The sequence below is a fragment of the Paraburkholderia sediminicola genome, from assembly GCF_046027825.1.
Classification (GTDB): Bacteria; Pseudomonadota; Gammaproteobacteria; order Burkholderiales; family Burkholderiaceae; genus Paraburkholderia; species Paraburkholderia sediminicola_D.
This window is the reverse complement of sequence record NZ_JAQQDU010000023.1, coordinates 36549-52702: the sequence shown is the minus strand read 5'-3', so window position 1 is coordinate 52702 and position 16154 is coordinate 36549. Positions and strand designations below refer to the sequence as shown.

Genomic DNA, 16154 nt, shown 5'->3' with positions numbered 1-16154 from the left:
TGACTTCGACGTCTTTGCTTACTTCTTCGACAGACCGCCGAGCAGGCCGCCGAGGACCGACGTCACCGGAGCGAGCGGGCTGCTGCCCGTTCCCTTGCCGCTGGTGCTCGACAGAGACAGGCCAGGGCTCGTGCTGGTCGAGGTGGTGGTCGTCGAGGTCGGCGTGGCGGCCGCCGTGGTCGTGACGCCGCCAAGCGCGCCAGTGACGCTAGACAGCAAGCCGGTAACCGGGGCGAGCGGGCTGCTGCTGCCGCCGGTCGCGCTGCTCAGGCCGTTCGTCACGCTCGAGAGCAGACCGGTAACAGGCGCCAACGGGCTGCCGCCGCTCGATGCGCCGCCCAGACCGCCCGTTGCGCTGCTGAGCGCGCCGGTAAGCGGAGCGAGTGGGCCACTGCCGGTGCCGCCGGTCAAGCCGCCGAGTACGCTGGTGAGCGGAGCGAGCGGGCCGCTGTTGGTGCCGCCCGTCAGGCCGCCGAGGGCGCTGGTGAGCGGCGCCAGCGGATTGCCGCCGGTCCCGCCAGTGAGCAGACCGCCCAGCGATGCGACCGTGGTCCCCGTATCCGTGACCGTATGGCCAAGAGCGGCCGTGATCGGGTTGCCGCCGGTTGCGCTGATCAACGTGCCGGCCTTGCCCAGGCCGCCGCCGAGGGTCGAGAGCAGGCCGTTCAGCGGTGCGCCGAGGCCCGTGGTGTTGCCGACTGTCTGTGTGGTCGCCGCGACCATCGACGTAATCGGCGTGATCGCCGTGCTGAGCGTCTGCGTGATCTGCTGCACCGGTCCAGTCGAGAGCGCGGTAGTGAGGGTGTTGCCACCGTTGGTGACTGCACCGCCGAGCGTATTGACGACGCCGCCGAGCGGCGTGGTGATGGCGGCCAACGGCGCGAGCGGGCCGCTGCCGAGGCTCGTCACGAGGCCGCCTGCATCCGTCACTGCGCCACCGACATGACTGACCACGCCACCGAGGCTCGAGACCGTCGTGCCAACCGCGTCGCCGCCGGTGCCGAGTTGGCCGAGCCCTTGCGATACGCCGTTGCCGAGTGTCGAGACCGCCGAGCCGACTTGCTGCACGACGCCGCCGGCGGCCTGCGTGGTTTGCGAGCTGACGCCAGGCAGGGTTTGCGAGCCGATCACCGTGCCAATGCTCGAGACCACCGAGCCGGCATCGCTCACCACGCCACCGCCGTTGCCGACTACGGTGCCGAGTGCATTTGCGACCGGGGTCGTGCCGGTTCCCGTACCTGTTCCGGTGCCCGTGCCGGATCCGCTTCCCGAGCCATTGCTGGTGGTGCTGCTGCCGGAGCCGCCCGAACCCATCGAACCGCTGCCGCCGCCGGTGGTGGAAATTGCGCCGCCGGCGGAGCCGCTACCGCTGCCGCCGGTACCGGTACTCAGGGTTCCGGAGCCCCCGCAAGCACCGAGAGAAAGCATTGCGGCCACGCTGGCCGCAATCAGGGTTGTTCGAAGTGTGGTGTTGGCCGTTTGAATATTCATGTCGCCCTCGCATCGCATGTGTTTTTGGGTGTTGCTGCGTGCCTATCTCTGCACGAGCCGTGCCATTTCGACTGAGCAATGCGAAATATTTTCTTTCTAAAGGGCGTGAAGCCATATGTGATATGGCTTTGAGGTTGATTGATGAAGTGTCCGCTAACCCGGATATACCGTGAGAAAGTTAATCCGCTAAACGTTTGCGAGGGCTGCGTAACGTAACGAGCCCCGCGCGCCGTTACGAAACACGGCGTAACGCAGGCGCAATGGGAGGGTCCCGCGCGCTTGAAACGTTCTGTTTAAACAAATAATTAGTGTAGCGAATCTAACTCATGGTTATTCCTATGTGCTGCAACGCACCGACTGCCGTTAACCTGAGTACGACGTGAAAACGCATAGGGTGCGAGGCCAAGGGCAGCGGACAATTGCTTAAATATGATTGTTCGGCTATAAAACCCGAAAGCATCAAGGATTGACGTGGGAGGTGCGTAATCGAACAGACAGCTTAAAGACATCTGTTTTATTGAAGCCGGCTGCGAGGCGGTGCTTCTGCGGCGCAACAAGCAGGACCAGGAATGAGAGACCAATGGTCCGTAGCGCACAAGACTCCGTCATCCGAAGTAGCACGTAAACAAACGAAATTAATGATAGTCCGAGGGTAAAAATGAAAAAGTTCACACAACGCTTCCTGAGAGATAACCGGGGCGTGACGGCCATCGAGTACGGTCTTATCGCGGGGTTAGTCGTACTCGTCATTGCAACGGCGGTCACGAACATTGGCACGAACCTTTCGACCTTGTTGGGCGACGTCGCGACCAAGATCAGCAACGCAACGCCTGCATCGTAAAGGGCAACCTGCAAACGTCCCGCGAAGCAGTCAGCGTTTTATTACGTTGGACCGCTTCGTAGGCGTTTCTTAATGCATCGCCAAATTGGCTAATGCGAATTGCATTGCAATTCGCATGGCGTTGCTTTGCCTGTCGAGTGCGAAATGAATGTTTCCGTCGGTATTCTGTTATTTATCGTCTGGGCTGCTGTGGTCGCTATCAGCGACTGCCGCGCCCGGCGTATTTCCAATTCAGTTGTCGTCGCTGGTTTGGCGGCGGCGTTCGGCTGTTCGCTTCTTCAGTGCGGGCCTTTTGGCGTTTCATTGACCCAGGCAGGTATTGGAGCGCTAGTCGGTCTGGCCGCGTTGTTGCCGTTTTTCGCGCTCGGCGTCATGGGTGCCGCGGACGTCAAGGTATTTGCGGTCCTAGGCGCGTGGTGCGGTATGCACGCGCTGCTCGGCCTCTGGATGGCAGCTAGTCTTGCCGCGGGCGTACATGCGCTCTGGCTGTTGATTACGACGCGCACGCGGCTCGCCAGTTTGGTCCGTCATCACGGCGCGACTTTCGAACTGGCCGGTAGGGCTTCCACGCCGTACGCCGCATGTCTTACGGTGGCCGCCAGTGCATGGCTCATGCTGCAAGGACTGGCCGGGGGCGCGCGATGAAGCCGATCACGACCCAGCCCTCGCGTTCGCCGCTCAAGCATATTCATACACGCCGCGCGCGTGCGCAGCGCGGCGCCACGGCTATCGAGTTTGCTTTGGTGTTCCCGCTGTTTTTCACAATCCTGTACGCGATCATCACCTTCAGTCTGATCTTCGTGGCACAGCAGAACCTGACGCTCGCCGCGGAAGAAGGCGCGCGCGCCGCGCTGAACTGGCAAAGCAGCACGTCGCTGCAAAACGCGCTCGTCAATCGCGGCAACGCCGCCTGCGCTGCGGCGAATCTGATGGTCGCGACGCTGGTGCAGTCCATGCAATGCACGTCCAGTTCCGCACCCTGTGGCCCGGGCAACACCATGCAGTGCGTGAACGTCTTGCTGACTTACAACTACCAGGCCAATCCGCTGGTGCCGGCCTTACCGCTGATGGGTTTCACGTTACCTAACACCCTGTCGAGCAGCGCCACCGTACAACTCAATCCGGAGAATATTCAGTGACACGCGCTCCGGCTCCCAGCCTTTATGTCCGTCGAGGCGACTCCGAACGCTCGTATGGCACGGCATTGTTTAACCGAAGCAGTGAGTCGTCATGCCGAATCTGACCAAAATTCTTGCCGGTGTGCTGATCGCTGTCGCGTTGCTGCTCGGCCTGTTCGCGTGGACGCTGTCGCGCCGCCCGGCACCCGTGGCTGTGACGCCTGCGACGCATGCGAGCTTTCCGGTAGTGGTGGCCACCCAGATGTTGCCGGCAGGCAAGCCGATCACCGTCGATCAACTGCGCGTGCAGTCGCTGCCGATCAATCCGACCGGCGCATTCGCCGATCCGGCACAACTGACCGGGCGCGTGCCGAACGCTGAGATCGTTGCGGATTCGCCGGTGCTTGAAACCCAGTTGTCGTCGGGGCTCGCCGAGCGTGTCGAGCCGGGTGAACGCGCGTTGGCCGTGCGGGTCGACGAGGGCAATGCGGTCGGCAACCGGCTGCGGCCGGGTAATTTCGTCGACGTGTTTTTCACGCTCAAGCGTGACGGCGCCATCGGCAACGGCGGCGAAATCGATCGTACCCAGGCGCGTCTCCTGATGTCGAAAGTGCGCGTGCTGGCGTTTGGCAATGCAACGACTAGCGGCGACACCGCCGGCGACCCGAACGGCATGGTGCGTACCGCGGTGCTGGCGGTACCGGTCGCCGACGTGGACCGCCTGACGCTCGCCGAAAGCGCAGGTCGTTTGATCTTCGCGCTGCGCAATCCGAAGGATGCCGAAGTAGTCGATCAGAACGCATTGCCGGCTTATCCCGGCGTGTTGAAGACGGTGGCTCGTGCCGGCGCGTCCGAGCCGCTGCAGGATTCGACCCGTGCGGCAGCCGGCGTGTCGCTCGACGCCTTGTCGGGAAGCAACGAGTCGGCGGGCGCTAGCGTACGGCCGCCGTTGCCGCGCATGGCGCCGCCTACACGCGTCGCGGGCAACACAAACAGTACAAAAAGCGGTATCGAAGTGATACGGGGTGGGCGCGCCGAGACGGTCGCCTGGTAAGCGGTTTCAGGGAGCGGACGGCCATACGCGTCGATAACTAAATGACACAACGGATTTATGTTTTTGGGAAGGCTGCGTGGCTCGGGTTGGCCTTGCTCGCCGTATCGGCTGCGACTGACGCGGCCGGTCCGGTGCAGCAGGGGTACCCGGCACGGGCATCTCAGCCAGTTCAGGCTGCGTCGTCACAGACCATCGATCTGGTGGTCGGTGCGCAGCAGCCGCTCGCGACGGGTCATACATTGCGGCGTGTCGCGATCGGCGACCCGGCGGTGGCCGATGTGCTGATCATCAGGGGCGATAAGCGCGGCGGCGTGCTGCTGGTCGGCAAGGCGGCGGGCACGACCAACCTGATGCTGTGGACGAGCGATCACGAGGCGCCGCTGACCTATACGGTCAACGTCATCACGCAGGCCGCAGCCTCGCTGCTTGGGCCCGACACGCCGAAGGTCAAGGTGCTCGGCAGCACGGCGGTGGTCTCCGGCTCGTCGGCGACGATGGAGGCGCACCAGCACGCCGTGGTCGCGGCGGAAGGCTCGCTCGGCAAGGATGGCGCGGTGTTCGACACGTCGACCGTGGCGAGTCGCGCGGTGGTGCAGGTCGACGTGCGGGTGGTCGAGTTCAGCCGCTCGGTGCTCAAGGAGGTCGGTTTCAACTTCTTCAAGCAGAACAACGGTTTTACGTTCGGCTCGTTTGCACCGTCGGCGCTGGGCTCCGTTTCCGCAACCGCAGGGCAGGCGCCGCAAATGACGAGCACGACGCCGATATCGTCGGCGTTCAACCTGATTTTCAACTCCGCCACGCACGGGCTGTTCGCGAACCTGAGCCTGTTGGAGAGCAACAACCTTGCACGCGTGCTGGCCGAACCGACACTGGTGGCCCTATCCGGACAGAGCGCCAGCTTCCTTGCTGGCGGTGAGGTGCCGATTCCCGTGCCGCAGGCACTCGGTTCGACCTCGATCGAATTCAAGCCGTACGGCATCGGGCTCACATTGACGCCGACCGTCCTGAGCCCGCAACGCATCGCGTTGAAGGTGGCGCCCGAGGCGAGCCAGCTGGATTTCGCCAATGCAGTGACGATCAGCGGCGTGTCGGTGCCCGCGTTCATCACACGCCGCGCGGACACCACGGTCGAGCTCGGCGACGGCGAGAGCTTCGTGATCGGCGGCCTGATCGACCGCGAGACCGCATCGAATGTATCGAAGGTGCCCATGCTCGGCGATCTGCCGGTGATCGGCACCTTCTTCAAGCAACTGAATTACCAGCAGAACGAGAAGGAGCTGGTGATCATCGTGACGCCGCATCTGGTGTCGCCGCTGGCGAAAGGCGTGACCTTGCCGTCGACGCCGGGCGAGCAGTCCGAGCAGCGTGACGGGCCGGTGTGGCGCTCACTGATCGGTGGCGTGGCGGCGCGCGATGCAGCGCCGGGATTTTCGAAGTGAAGCCGGCGGGCGCCCAGACGGCGCGCCGGATCGGTGGAGCAGTGAGCCAGCGTGCGTGCGAACCGCATGCGCGTGCTGGCAAGCAGTACGACGCGGTGGCTTCGCAGCCGATGCCGCAAAAGGATGTCCAACATGAACGCGAGAACGCATTCATTGACTGAACGGGCGGTCACCGATTATTTCGTGTTCGCGTCGCTGGCCGACGAACACGTGCATTGGCTCGCCGATACGCTGGTGGGCGCAGGTGTGGTCGAAGCGGCCACACTCGATCCGTCGATGTTGATGCAACGCATTGCGACGCTGAACCCGTCGCTGGTATTCGTCGACTTTTCCGGCGGCCGCGCCGCGGCGGCGAGTGCCGCGGCGAGTACTGTGCGCACGGCCTATCCCGGCATGCAGATCGTCGCGCTCGGTTCGCTTGCCGAGCCCGAAAGCGCCTTGGCCGCGCTGCGTGCCGGCGTGCGTGATTTCATCGACCTGTCCGCGCCCGCTGAAGACGCCTTGCGCATCACGCGCCAGGTACTGGACAACCTCGTCGAACCGGTTAGCCGCCATGGCCACGTCACCGCGCTGCTGGGCGCGCGCATCGGCATGGGCGTGAGCACGCTGGCCGCGAACCTCGCGGTGATGCTGCAACGGCGCGACGTCGCGCAGGGACGGCAGGCCGCCTTGCTCGATCTCGGCTTGCCGGCCGGTGACGGCTCGCTGCTCCTGAACACGCGCAGCGAATTCAATTTTGTCGAAGCCGTGCGCAATCTGCGCCGCTTCGATCAGACTTTCGTCCATACGGCGCTGTCGCATCATTCGAGCGGCCTCGCGCTTACCGCGCTGCCGCCGAATCTTGCTGACATGCGCGAGGTGTCGTATTCCTCGTCGATTGGCTTGCTGAACCGGCTGCGCGCATTCTTCGACCAGCAGATCGTCGACCTCGGTGGCTTCACCAATAGCGAGTTCATCGCTCACGTCGTGCAGGCCGCCGACGAAACCTGGTTGTTGTGCGATCAGGGCGTGGCCTCGATCGTCTCGGCGGTTAGCGTGCTGGACGCGCTGCGCGAAGAGGGCGTGGATACGGCGAACGTGCGGCTGATCGTCAACAAATTCGATGCCGACCTCGGTCTCGCCGCCGCACAGATCGCACAGCGTCTGGAGATCCCCTTGCTCGTCACGTTGCCGGAACGGCGCATCACGCTTGGCCAGGCGGTCAACCAGGGGCATCTGCTGGCCGATGTCGCGGCGCGCGATCCGTACGTGCGCGCACTCGAACCTTTGATCGAGCGACTCGGCGGCGACTGCGCGGCCGCTCAGGCACGCGGCAAATCCGCACTCGGCGCGCTCAAGCGCTTCATTCCAACCACTTACAAGCGGTCATAGACGATGGCAAAAGAAATCGAATTTGCCGACGACGCGCCTTCGTTCGCGCATAGCCAGCAGTTCCAGGACATCAAGAACGCTGCGCACGAACACCTGCTGACGCGTATCGAGGAACTCGGCTCCGAGTTCGGCCGCTGGTCGCGTAACGCGATCAACCAGTTCGTCGATCTGGAGATGGACAGTTTCGTGCGGTTGCGCCGGATACCGATCAACGAAAGTGAAGTGCGGTTGATCGCCGAAGCGCTGACCAAGGAGCTGGCGGGCTTCGGGCCGATCGAGGATCTGCTCGCCGATCCGGCCGTCGAAGATATTCTGATCAACGGCTACAACGACGTGTACGTGTCGCGTCACGGCATCCTGACCAAGATTCAGGTGCGCTTTGCCGACAACGCGCATCTGCTGCGCATCGTGCGGCGCATTCTCGCGCCGATCGGACGGCGTCTGGACGAATCGAATCCGATGGTCGATGCGCGCCTGCCGAACGGTGGGCGTGTGAATGTCGTGATCGAACCGCTGTCGATCGATGGGCCGATCGTCTCGATCCGGAAGTTCCGCAAAGATCCGATGCGTCCCGAGGATCTGCTCGCCAACGGCACCTACAACCCGGAAATCGGCGCCTTGCTCGATGCGGCGGTCGCCGCGCGCTGCAACATACTGGTGTCGGGCGGCACGAGCTCGGGCAAGACGTCGCTGCTCAATGCGCTGGCGTTCCACATTCCCGAGCCGGAGCGCGTCGTGACGATCGAAGACACGGCCGAACTGTCGCTGAACCACCCGCACGTGGTGCGGCTCGAGAGCCGGCCGGGCGGTTTCGACGGCGCGGGTGTCGTGACAATTCGCGATCTGCTGCGCAATACCTTGCGGATGCGGCCGGACCGCATCATCGTCGGCGAAGTGCGCGGCGGTGAGGTGCTCGAAATGCTGCAGGCGATGAACACCGGCCACGACGGCTCGATGGGCACCGTGCACGCGAGCTCGCCGCGCGAATGTCTGTACCGCCTTGAAATGCTGGCGGGTTTCGCGGGCTTCCAGGGCACCGAGTCGAGCTTGCGCCGGCAGATCGCCAATGCGATCGACTTCATCGTGCAGATTGGCCGGCTCTCGAACGGGCGCCGACGGATTCTGTCGATCACCGAAGTGACGGGCCTGTCGGACAACATCATCGCGACTCAGGAGCTCTATCGCTACGAGCCGGTCGCGACCGCAGAGGGCGATGAACTCGATAACTGGGTGTCGCTTGGCATTCATCCGCACTCGCCGAAGCTGGCGCGTTTCCGTCAGGCGCTGGGCGCTAGCGAGATGCAGAGCGGGTTCGGCAACGCGGGCTTTGGCGGCGGTGGCGGCTTCAGCGGCGGTGGCTTCGGAGGCGCCGGTAGCGGCGGCTTCGGCGGAGGCTTCAATGTCTAGCGTGGCACTGGTCTTCGCGGCGCTCGCGCTGCTATGCGCGGCGCTCGCGTTGCTGTTATGGCAGCGTGGCGCGCAACGCAAAGACCAGGTGAGCACTGAGCGTTATATCGATAGCCGTATGGCGGCAGCTATGCCGGCCGGCGCGGGTGCGGGTGGTTTGGCGAGCGGTGCGGCGGGCAATCCGCGCGTCGCGCCCGCGCGAGCCGCCGCGGCGTCTGCCGCGATCGCACCGCAAGCGCCGCCGGCCGACGCGGGCTGGCTCGAGCACGGGCGCTACCTGCAAGCGCGCGTACGCTTCATGGTGCGACACGCGATGGCTCGCGCGGGCGTTGGCAGCGCCAAGGGCCCTGTCGCGATTGTCGGCGCGATCACGCTGCTGCTGTGTGTCTGGGCCGCGCTGGTCGGTGGCACGCTCGCAGCCGGCGCGACGCTGATTGCGTGCGTGATGTTCGTTTACTTTCTGCTCGCGATGCGTGCGAACAAGCGCCGTCAACTGATCGTGCGGCAATTGCCGCTGTTCCTCGACGGCATCGTGCGTCTGATTACGCTCGGCAATAGCGTGCCCGCCGCTTTTCAGGCCGCGTTGCAAAGCACTGAGGCGCCTTTGCGTGAATGTCTGGACTATGTCTCGCGGATGCTGCGCACTGGAGTCGAAATCGATCGTGCGCTGTCCCAGGTTGCCATGATCTATGGGGTGCGCGAGCTCGAACTGGTTGGCGCCGTGCTGCGTCTGTCGGTCAAGTACGGCGGCCGTGCCGATGTGATGCTCGACCGCATGGCTTCGTTCATGCGCGATCTCGAACAGGCCGAGCGCGAACTCGTCGCGATGTCGGCGGAAACGCGGTTGTCTTCGTGGGTGCTGGCGATGCTGCCGGTCGGTATCGGCGGATTTCTGATCCTGTCCAATCCTCGTTATTTCGCGTCGATGTGGTTCGACCCGAGCGGGCGCCAGCTCGTCTACCTGGCGTTCGGCTTGCAGGTTGTCGGCGCCTTTCTGCTGTATCGCCTCGCGAGTCTGAGGAGCTAACGATGCAAGCTCATCAACTCGTCGCTCTCGCGTTGGCCCTGGCCGCGCTCGCCCTGCTGTTGCTTGCCGGGTTGGTGCTGGCGCGCGTGGCCGCCGTGCGGCGCAGCGAACGTACGCTCAGACACGCGCTTGACGAACGCGCGCTGCAGACCGCGGCGCTCGCGGCCGCAGCGGCTGCACGTGGTGCGGACGGCGCGCAGAGCGCCTCCAAAGCGGCTTTGCGAACCGCGCAGCCCAAGGGTTTCAAAGGACTGCTGGAGCGCTTTGCGCACACCGGGATTCGCTGGCTAGACACGCCTTTCGGCCGCCAGATCGTGGCTGAGGAAGACCGCCAGTTGCTTGAGCAGTGCGGCTTCGTGGATACGCGCACGCGCGGATTGTTTCTGGTGGCGCGGCTCGTGGGCGCGCTAGTGCTGCCGGTGTTGGTGGGCGTACTGGCACGCGACCATCTGGGCGGCCCGCGCTACGTCATGCTGGTGGTCATCTCGATCGTGGTCGGCTTCATGGTGCCGAAGATCGTGCTGAGGCGGCGTGCCAGCAAGCGCCGGGTCGGCGTGGTCGACGAATTGCCTTTGCTGGTCGATCTGCTGCGCTTGCTGCAGGGCGTGGGCCTGTCGCTCGATCAAAGTTTGCAGGTGATGGTCAACGATTTTCGCACGATGCTGCCGGTACTCTCGAGCGAGCTGGAAATCGCGCAGCGTCAGTTCGCAACCGGCCGCACGCGCGAGCAGTCGCTGAACCGGCTCGCCTCCAGTTATAACAACGAAGATTTGCGCGCGGTCGTGCGCCTGCTGGTGCAGGTCGACCGGCACGGGGGCGCCGTGCAGGAACCGCTCAAGCAGTTCGGCGACCGCCTGCGCGAATCGCGCCGGGCGATGTTGCGCGAACGCATTGGCCGTCTCGCCGTGAAGATGACCGGTGTGATGATCGTCACGTTATTGCCCGCGCTGATGATCGTTACCGCCGGCCCGGGTGTACTGGCTGTCCAGCATTCGCTGAGTGCGATGCATCGGTAAGGATTTTGCAATGACTCACTGTCTATCGTTCGAACGTCTGACGCGTCCGGCCCAAAACGCCCGGCGCGCCACGTGCTGCGCTGTGGCGCTGGCCGCGTTCTCGCTGCTCGGCGCGTGCGCGTCCAAAGACGTCGTGGGTTACGGCGTCGGGGCGCAGGCCGAACGTGCGGCGATGGCCCAGCAAGCCAATCGCGATCCCGCGCCGGACACGCCCGGCATGTACCTTGGACTGATCGACCAGATGCAGTCGCAGGGGCTTTACTTCGCCTCGCTCGCGCATATCGACGCGTACGAAAAACAGTATGGCGTGAGCCCCGACACGATTTTGCTGCGCGCCGACGCGTTGCGAATGACCGATCAGCCCGACGCCGCAGCGACTGCATACGGACAACTGCTGAAGAGCCCGCTCGCTGCGCGCGGCTATCGTGGGCTCGGCCTGATCGTCGGCGCGGCCGGCGACTTTGCGCATGCGGCGCAGGAACTGCAGCAGGCCGCGCAACTCGCACCGACCGATGCGGTGACCCTGTCGGACCTCGGCTATGCGCGGCTGCGCGACGGCGATGTGAATGGCGCACGGGTGCCGCTCATGAAGGCGGCCGAGCTCGATCAGAACAATCAGAAGATCGTCAGCAACATGGTGCTTTATCTGCTCGCCAACGGCGACCAGGCACAGGCGCTGGCGGTGATGAATCAGCAGAAGTTCACGCCGGACGTGCGTGCGGCAATTCGCAGCGATGCAGCGAAGGTAGCCGCGGCGGGACGCGCGCAGGTACGTGGGTCGCAGGCGCAACCACAACAACAGTTCGGGCAGGCGGGCGCAGGCACCGGCACGGTCGCAAGCGCGCAGGGTATCGAACCGGCGCCGCGTGTGTTGCAGCGTTTCGCGCAGTGACCGCGCCGTGACCGAACAGGCAATCAGGGGAGTCGAGATGAATAAAAGAACAACGAAGCGGGGCTGGAAGGCATCGGTGCAGTGCGTGCTGTGCTTTGGTGTCGCGATGGGGGTGGCTGCTTCAGCGGTTGCGCAGACCGGCGATGCCGCTCAGTCGGTAGAGGCTGCGCAGCCGCCGGTTCGGGCCAGCGAAATCGGTCACTCGACGCGCGCATGGCTCGACCTGCAAAGCAGCAACACGGAAGCCGCGCCTGCGCTGCCGACGCTTGGCGCTGAAGCCGGGCTTGCCTACCGTCGTTACATGGAATCGTTCAAGAGCAAGATTCCCGACCTGTACGGGTCGGCGTTGAATAGCGGCAGCAGTAGCGGCAACAGCGGCGGTGGCGGTGGCGCGATGGGCGCAACCGGCGGGACTGGCCCTGGCGGTGGTTCGAACTGATATGCGCAAACCCTCGACCTTTGCCGTGGCTACTCGCTATCCGCGCTCGCTTCGCGCGCGGCGTGGTGGCGCGTCGATGCCTGGCGCGCGCCGCCAGCATGGCGCGGTCGCGGTTCTGGCGGTGATCTGGCTGAGCATCGCGATCGCGGCGCTCGGGGCGATCGACATTGGCAATCTGTATTTCGTGCGCCGGCAGTTACAGCGCACGGCGGATCTGGCGGCGATGGCTGCGGTTCAGGTCCTTAGCACGCCGGGCGCCTGCACGACGGCGACCACGGCGGCGCAGCAGAATGCGGCGTCCAACGGTTTCGCCGCTAACGGCACCACCACCATCCTCAGCTTGACCTGCGGCCGCTGGGATACGAGCACCAGCACCTACTTCGGCACGACCGGTAACCCGTTCAATGCGGTGCAGGTGCAGACGACCCAGACCGTACCTTATTTCTTCCTCGGGCCATCGCGCAACGTGACGGCGACATCCACCGCGCTGGCGTCCAACATCGACGCGTTCTCGCTCAGTACCGGCATCGCGACGATCAACACCCAACAATCGGCGCTATTGAACGCGATCCTTGGTGGGTTGCTGAACACGAGCGTGTCGCTCAGCTTGGGCGACATGCAGAGCCTCGCCACCGCGCATATCTCGCTTCAGAATCTGATGGTCGCGCTGGGCGCGGCAAACATGCAAGGCCTGCTTGCCACGACGGTGAGTTACCAGACGCTGATGGTCGCGATGGTCCAGGCGTTGCAGGCCGGCGGCGATACCGTGAATGCGGCGATTCTGCAGACGCTAGCCGTCGCGATTCCTGGCGGTCAGAACATCACCGTGGGAGATGGCGGCAAGTCCGCGCCCGGCTTGCTCGCGCTGGGGCTCGCCAATCCCAATGCCGCGACGACCGCGACCATCAACGCGTTCGACGCGGTGATGGTCGCCGCGCAGATCGCGCAGCGCAGTCCGGACGGCACCGCGGCTAACGCGCCGGTGATCAACGTGGCGGCCAGCCTGGCAGGTTTGGCCAATATTTCGCTGCAGATCCTCAATCCACCGGCGCTGGCGGTGGGCGAGGGCGGCACGGTCAATGGGGCCACCAACTTCCGCACGACTGCGCGCACCGCAGCGGTCAACCTGAACCTCAGTCTGGCGCCGCTGCCGCCGTTGTACCTGGGTATCGCTACAATCTCGGTGCTCAGTACACCGGTAGTGCTGACACTGGCGGTCGCGCCGGGCACAGCGACATTGAATCCGGTCGATTGCGAAAGCACCAAGGCGGCGACCCAGGCCACGATCCTGGTGACGCCGGGCATCGCAACGGTTTGTTTGGGCGCGAACGCGGCCTGCACAGGCTCCGTCAACGTTGCGTCCGTCTCGTTGCTGGCAAGCGCCAGCCTTGTCGCCATTACTTTGAACAGCCTCGGGCCATTGCCGCTTATGCCCGGAACCACGCCCGTGACCATCAACGGTTCTTCTGGCAGCTTCGACGTCACGCCACCCCCGGTGAACTCTAACCCGCTCGGCAGCGACCTCTCCACGTTGAGCGCGACATTGTTTGCGCAACTGCCTACAGCGTTGTCCGTCAGTGTTTTGGGTAGCGGCATTCTGAACAGTCTCCTTACACCGATTCTATCGCTCGTGGCGACCACCCTGACGCCGGTGCTTCAAGGTGTATTTAGCCTGCTTAACACCCTTATTGTCCCGACGCTTTCACTGTTGGGCGTACAAGTCGGCACCGCCACGCTCCACAACATGTCGCTGACATGCGGCGTTTCGCAACTGGTCAACTAGCGTAACCAAGACAAGATGAGAACCAACCCCAAAATCGAGGAACTCGATATCTACGTCTGGGAAGGCAAGGCCGACATCGTCGACCGGGTCGCGCGCTGCATGGCGAGCTTCGACGTCGAAGTGATCCGCGCGGACGATATCGCGATCTCGCCTGAACGGACCGCGCTGCGGCCGTCGCTCGCGATCATCAGCGTGTCGGTGATCGACAGCGGCGCGCTGCTCATGCGCGACTGGCAGGCCGCGCACGGCATTCCCGTCGTGTGGGTCGGCGCCGCGCCGCGCGACCATGATCCGGCGACTTACCCGTCCGACTATTCGCACATCCTGCCGCTTGACTTCACCTGCGCCGAATTGCGCGGCATGGTCATGAAGCTCGTGTTGCAACTGCGCGCGCACAGCGCCAAGACGCACGAGTCGGACGCGATGATCGCCAACTCGGAGTGCATGCAGGCGCTGTTGCACGAAGTCGACACCTTTGCCGACTGCGACACGAGCGTGCTGGTGCACGGCGAAACCGGCGTCGGCAAGGAGCGCATCGCGCAACTGTTGCACGAAAAACATACCCGCTACGGCCAGGGGCCGTTTGTCGCGGTGAACTGCGGCGCGATTCCGGACGGTCTGTTCGAATCGCTGTTCTTCGGCCACTCGAAAGGCTCCTTTACGGGGGCGGTGGTCGCGCACAAAGGCTACTTCGAGCAGTCTGACGGCGGCACGCTGTTCCTCGACGAAATCGGCGATCTGCCGCTCTACCAGCAGGTCAAGCTACTGCGCGTGCTCGAAGACAGCGCGGTCACGCGAATCGGTTCAGCCACGCCGGTGAAGCTCGATTTCCGACTCGTGGCGGCGACCAACAAACATCTGCCGCAACTGGTCAAGGACGGCACCTTCCGCGCCGATCTTTACTACCGGCTTGCGGTGATCGAATTGAAGATTCCGTCCCTCGAAGAGCGGGGCGCCGTCGACAAGATTGCGATCTTCAAGGCGTTCATCGCGCAGATCGTCGGCAGCGAGCGTCTCTCGGCTTTACCGGACCTGCCGTACTGGCTCGCCGACGCAGTCGCCGACACGTATTTCCCCGGTAATGTGCGCGAACTGCGCAATCTGGCCGAGCGGATCGGCGTGACGGTGCGCCAGATCGGCGCGTGGGATGCCGCGCGCCTGCAGCGGCTGCTCGCGCTTGCGCGCACCAGTCAGCCGGTGCCGGCAGAGAGTGCGGCCGAGGTGCTGGTGGACCGTAGCAAATGGGACATGGCCGAGAGAAATCGCGTGCTGGCCGCGCTCGACGCAAACGGTTGGCGCCGCCAGGATACGGCCCTTTATCTAGGCATTAGCCGCAAGGTTTTGTGGGAAAAGATGCGCAAGTACCAAATTTTTGACGAAGAGCCCGAAACACGCGAAAGTGAGTAATAATGAGACGGTTGTACTAAAACAAAAACTGTTCAAGCAGGATTTACATGGACCGAAAGTCGAAACTACGACAGATTGCCCTGGTTGCATTCATGGTGATGGGGGGCGTGCAGGGCGTGAATGCGCAGGCTCTGCCGGATAGCGGATCGAGCGCTGGCGTTGTTTCCCAGCCGGGCACGACGACGGCTTTGCCCGCCAACGCGGTCGCTGGACAGGCGCAGACGAACGCATTGACGCCGGACGAAGCCAGGCAGTCTGCTGCGGGCAATGTGGCGGAATTGCAGCAGATGATCCGCGGCTCGGATCTGAGCGAATTGCGCACGACGTACAACGGCAGCTATGGAGCGAGCTTGCTGTTTTATGGCAAGGAGATGACGTACTACGTTGCGTTGTTCCAGCAGAAGAACTTCTGGCGCGTTATCAAGACGCAGGACGCCACACGTGCCGACATGATCTACAAGGATTTTGTGCGTCAGACGGTGCAACTGTCGGACGTGGAGATTCGCCGCACGCAACTGGAAGCGCAGAAGGCCTTCACGGAGCGCATGATTGCGTTGTCGCAGGACCGCGCAAACCGCCTGCAGGCTGACCTCGACGTTGCGCATCAGCAGCAGACGATTGTCACGACACAGCAGCAGCAGACCCGTGCCGAAGCAACGGCGCTTGCGCAGCAGAAGGCTGCCGCGCAAGACCAGTTGCGCGCCGCGCAACGCCAGGTTCGCGAACTGCAGCGACAACTGGAAAGCGGCCTGCCGACAAACTGAGCGCGCTGGTTGGACGACCGCAAGACGGGAGGGCGGAGCGCGGCTTGAACGCGCCGCCCTCCCCATCGAATGTACAAATTGTTTAGTAACGCAAGTCACCTATCC

At 63.8% G+C, this 16154-nt stretch carries 15 protein-coding genes; 14 read left to right on the top strand and 1 reads right to left on the bottom strand.

Annotated elements, in window-relative coordinates:
- Positions 1 to 18: 18 nt before the first annotated feature.
- Positions 19 to 1491, bottom strand: a complete 1473-nt coding sequence (locus PQQ96_RS15175) for a collagen-like triple helix repeat-containing protein (protein ID WP_408293037.1) — start codon at positions 1489 to 1491, stop codon at positions 19 to 21.
- Positions 1492 to 2149: 658 nt separating this feature from the next.
- Here PQQ96_RS15175 and PQQ96_RS15170 point away from each other — a divergent pair.
- The 14 genes from PQQ96_RS15170 to PQQ96_RS15105 all read left to right on the top strand — a co-directional run bounded on the left by PQQ96_RS15170 (position 2150) and on the right by PQQ96_RS15105 (position 16049).
- Positions 2150 to 2332 (top strand): Flp family type IVb pilin, encoded by a 183-nt coding sequence (locus PQQ96_RS15170; RefSeq protein ID WP_408293034.1) that lies wholly within the window; start codon positions 2150 to 2152, stop codon positions 2330 to 2332.
- Between the two features lie 144 nt (positions 2333 to 2476).
- The gene (locus tag PQQ96_RS15165; protein WP_408293032.1) at positions 2477 to 2977 is read left to right on the top strand and encodes an A24 family peptidase; all 501 of its coding nucleotides are present in this window, start codon (positions 2477 to 2479) and stop codon (positions 2975 to 2977) included.
- On the top strand, positions 2974 to 3471 hold the full coding sequence (locus PQQ96_RS15160) for a TadE/TadG family type IV pilus assembly protein (RefSeq protein WP_408293029.1): 498 nt from the start codon (positions 2974 to 2976) through the stop codon (positions 3469 to 3471). Before PQQ96_RS15165 ends, PQQ96_RS15160 begins: the two co-directional genes overlap by 4 nt.
- Positions 3472 to 3562: 91 nt before the next feature.
- Positions 3563 to 4504, top strand: a complete 942-nt coding sequence (cpaB, locus tag PQQ96_RS15155; RefSeq protein ID WP_408293026.1) for a Flp pilus assembly protein CpaB — start codon at positions 3563 to 3565, stop codon at positions 4502 to 4504.
- 41 nt (positions 4505 to 4545) lie between these two features.
- Positions 4546 to 5943 carry a type II and III secretion system protein family protein gene (locus tag PQQ96_RS15150; RefSeq protein WP_408293023.1) on the top strand — a complete coding sequence of 466 codons (1398 nt, stop codon included), beginning with the start codon at positions 4546 to 4548 and terminating at the stop codon, positions 5941 to 5943.
- A 132-nt stretch (positions 5944 to 6075) separates the two neighbouring features.
- Positions 6076 to 7314 carry a fimbrial protein gene (locus tag PQQ96_RS15145; RefSeq protein ID WP_408293020.1) on the top strand — a complete coding sequence of 413 codons (1239 nt, stop codon included), beginning with the start codon at positions 6076 to 6078 and terminating at the stop codon, positions 7312 to 7314.
- Positions 7315 to 7317: 3 nt separating this feature from the next.
- Positions 7318 to 8721 (top strand): TadA family conjugal transfer-associated ATPase, encoded by a 1404-nt coding sequence (locus tag PQQ96_RS15140; protein ID WP_408293017.1) that lies wholly within the window; start codon positions 7318 to 7320, stop codon positions 8719 to 8721.
- Positions 8714 to 9748, top strand: a complete 1035-nt coding sequence (locus PQQ96_RS15135; RefSeq protein ID WP_408293014.1) for a type II secretion system F family protein — start codon at positions 8714 to 8716, stop codon at positions 9746 to 9748. The genes PQQ96_RS15140 and PQQ96_RS15135 overlap by 8 nt, the downstream gene beginning before the upstream one ends.
- Positions 9749 to 9750: 2 nt before the next feature.
- Entirely contained in the window at positions 9751 to 10764 is a 1014-nt protein-coding gene (locus PQQ96_RS15130; protein WP_408293011.1) for a type II secretion system F family protein, read from the top strand.
- A 10-nt stretch (positions 10765 to 10774) separates the two neighbouring features.
- Positions 10775 to 11656 carry a tetratricopeptide repeat protein gene (locus tag PQQ96_RS15125; protein WP_408293008.1) on the top strand — a complete coding sequence of 294 codons (882 nt, stop codon included), beginning with the start codon at positions 10775 to 10777 and terminating at the stop codon, positions 11654 to 11656.
- Between the two features lie 37 nt (positions 11657 to 11693).
- Positions 11694 to 12095, top strand: a complete 402-nt coding sequence (locus PQQ96_RS15120) for a DUF3613 domain-containing protein (protein WP_408293005.1) — start codon at positions 11694 to 11696, stop codon at positions 12093 to 12095.
- A 1-nt stretch (position 12096) separates the two neighbouring features.
- On the top strand, positions 12097 to 13878 hold the full coding sequence (locus PQQ96_RS15115) for a TadG family pilus assembly protein (RefSeq protein ID WP_408293002.1): 1782 nt from the start codon (positions 12097 to 12099) through the stop codon (positions 13876 to 13878).
- A gap of 15 nt (positions 13879 to 13893) precedes the next feature.
- Positions 13894 to 15285, top strand: a complete 1392-nt coding sequence (locus PQQ96_RS15110) for a sigma 54-interacting transcriptional regulator (RefSeq protein ID WP_093632485.1) — start codon at positions 13894 to 13896, stop codon at positions 15283 to 15285.
- Positions 15286 to 15332: 47 nt separating this feature from the next.
- Complete coding sequence (locus PQQ96_RS15105; RefSeq protein WP_408292998.1) at positions 15333 to 16049, top strand: DUF2968 domain-containing protein; 717 nt, start codon at positions 15333 to 15335, stop codon at positions 16047 to 16049.
- Positions 16050 to 16154 lie beyond the last annotated feature (105 nt).

Bases quoted from the DNA above. Each gene is read 5' to 3' on its own strand.
- PQQ96_RS15160 (WP_408293029.1), top strand. From the start codon at position 2,974: ATGAAGCCGATCACGACCCAGCCCTCGCGTTCGCCGCTCAAGCATATT.
- PQQ96_RS15175 (WP_408293037.1), bottom strand. From the start codon at position 1,491: ATGAATATTCAAACGGCCAACACCACACTTCGAACAACCCTGATTGCG.
- PQQ96_RS15170 (WP_408293034.1), top strand. From the start codon at position 2,150: ATGAAAAAGTTCACACAACGCTTCCTGAGAGATAACCGGGGCGTGACG.
- PQQ96_RS15115 (WP_408293002.1), top strand. From the start codon at position 12,097: ATGCGCAAACCCTCGACCTTTGCCGTGGCTACTCGCTATCCGCGCTCG.
- PQQ96_RS15130 (WP_408293011.1), top strand. From the start codon at position 9,751: ATGCAAGCTCATCAACTCGTCGCTCTCGCGTTGGCCCTGGCCGCGCTC.
- PQQ96_RS15135 (WP_408293014.1), top strand. From the start codon at position 8,714: ATGTCTAGCGTGGCACTGGTCTTCGCGGCGCTCGCGCTGCTATGCGCG.
- cpaB (WP_408293026.1), top strand. From the start codon at position 3,563: ATGCCGAATCTGACCAAAATTCTTGCCGGTGTGCTGATCGCTGTCGCG.
- PQQ96_RS15110 (WP_093632485.1), top strand. From the start codon at position 13,894: ATGAGAACCAACCCCAAAATCGAGGAACTCGATATCTACGTCTGGGAA.
- PQQ96_RS15165 (WP_408293032.1), top strand. From the start codon at position 2,477: ATGAATGTTTCCGTCGGTATTCTGTTATTTATCGTCTGGGCTGCTGTG.
- PQQ96_RS15150 (WP_408293023.1), top strand. From the start codon at position 4,546: ATGACACAACGGATTTATGTTTTTGGGAAGGCTGCGTGGCTCGGGTTG.
- PQQ96_RS15145 (WP_408293020.1), top strand. From the start codon at position 6,076: ATGAACGCGAGAACGCATTCATTGACTGAACGGGCGGTCACCGATTAT.
- PQQ96_RS15140 (WP_408293017.1), top strand. From the start codon at position 7,318: ATGGCAAAAGAAATCGAATTTGCCGACGACGCGCCTTCGTTCGCGCAT.
- PQQ96_RS15125 (WP_408293008.1), top strand. From the start codon at position 10,775: ATGACTCACTGTCTATCGTTCGAACGTCTGACGCGTCCGGCCCAAAAC.
- PQQ96_RS15105 (WP_408292998.1), top strand. From the start codon at position 15,333: ATGGACCGAAAGTCGAAACTACGACAGATTGCCCTGGTTGCATTCATG.
- PQQ96_RS15120 (WP_408293005.1), top strand. From the start codon at position 11,694: ATGAATAAAAGAACAACGAAGCGGGGCTGGAAGGCATCGGTGCAGTGC.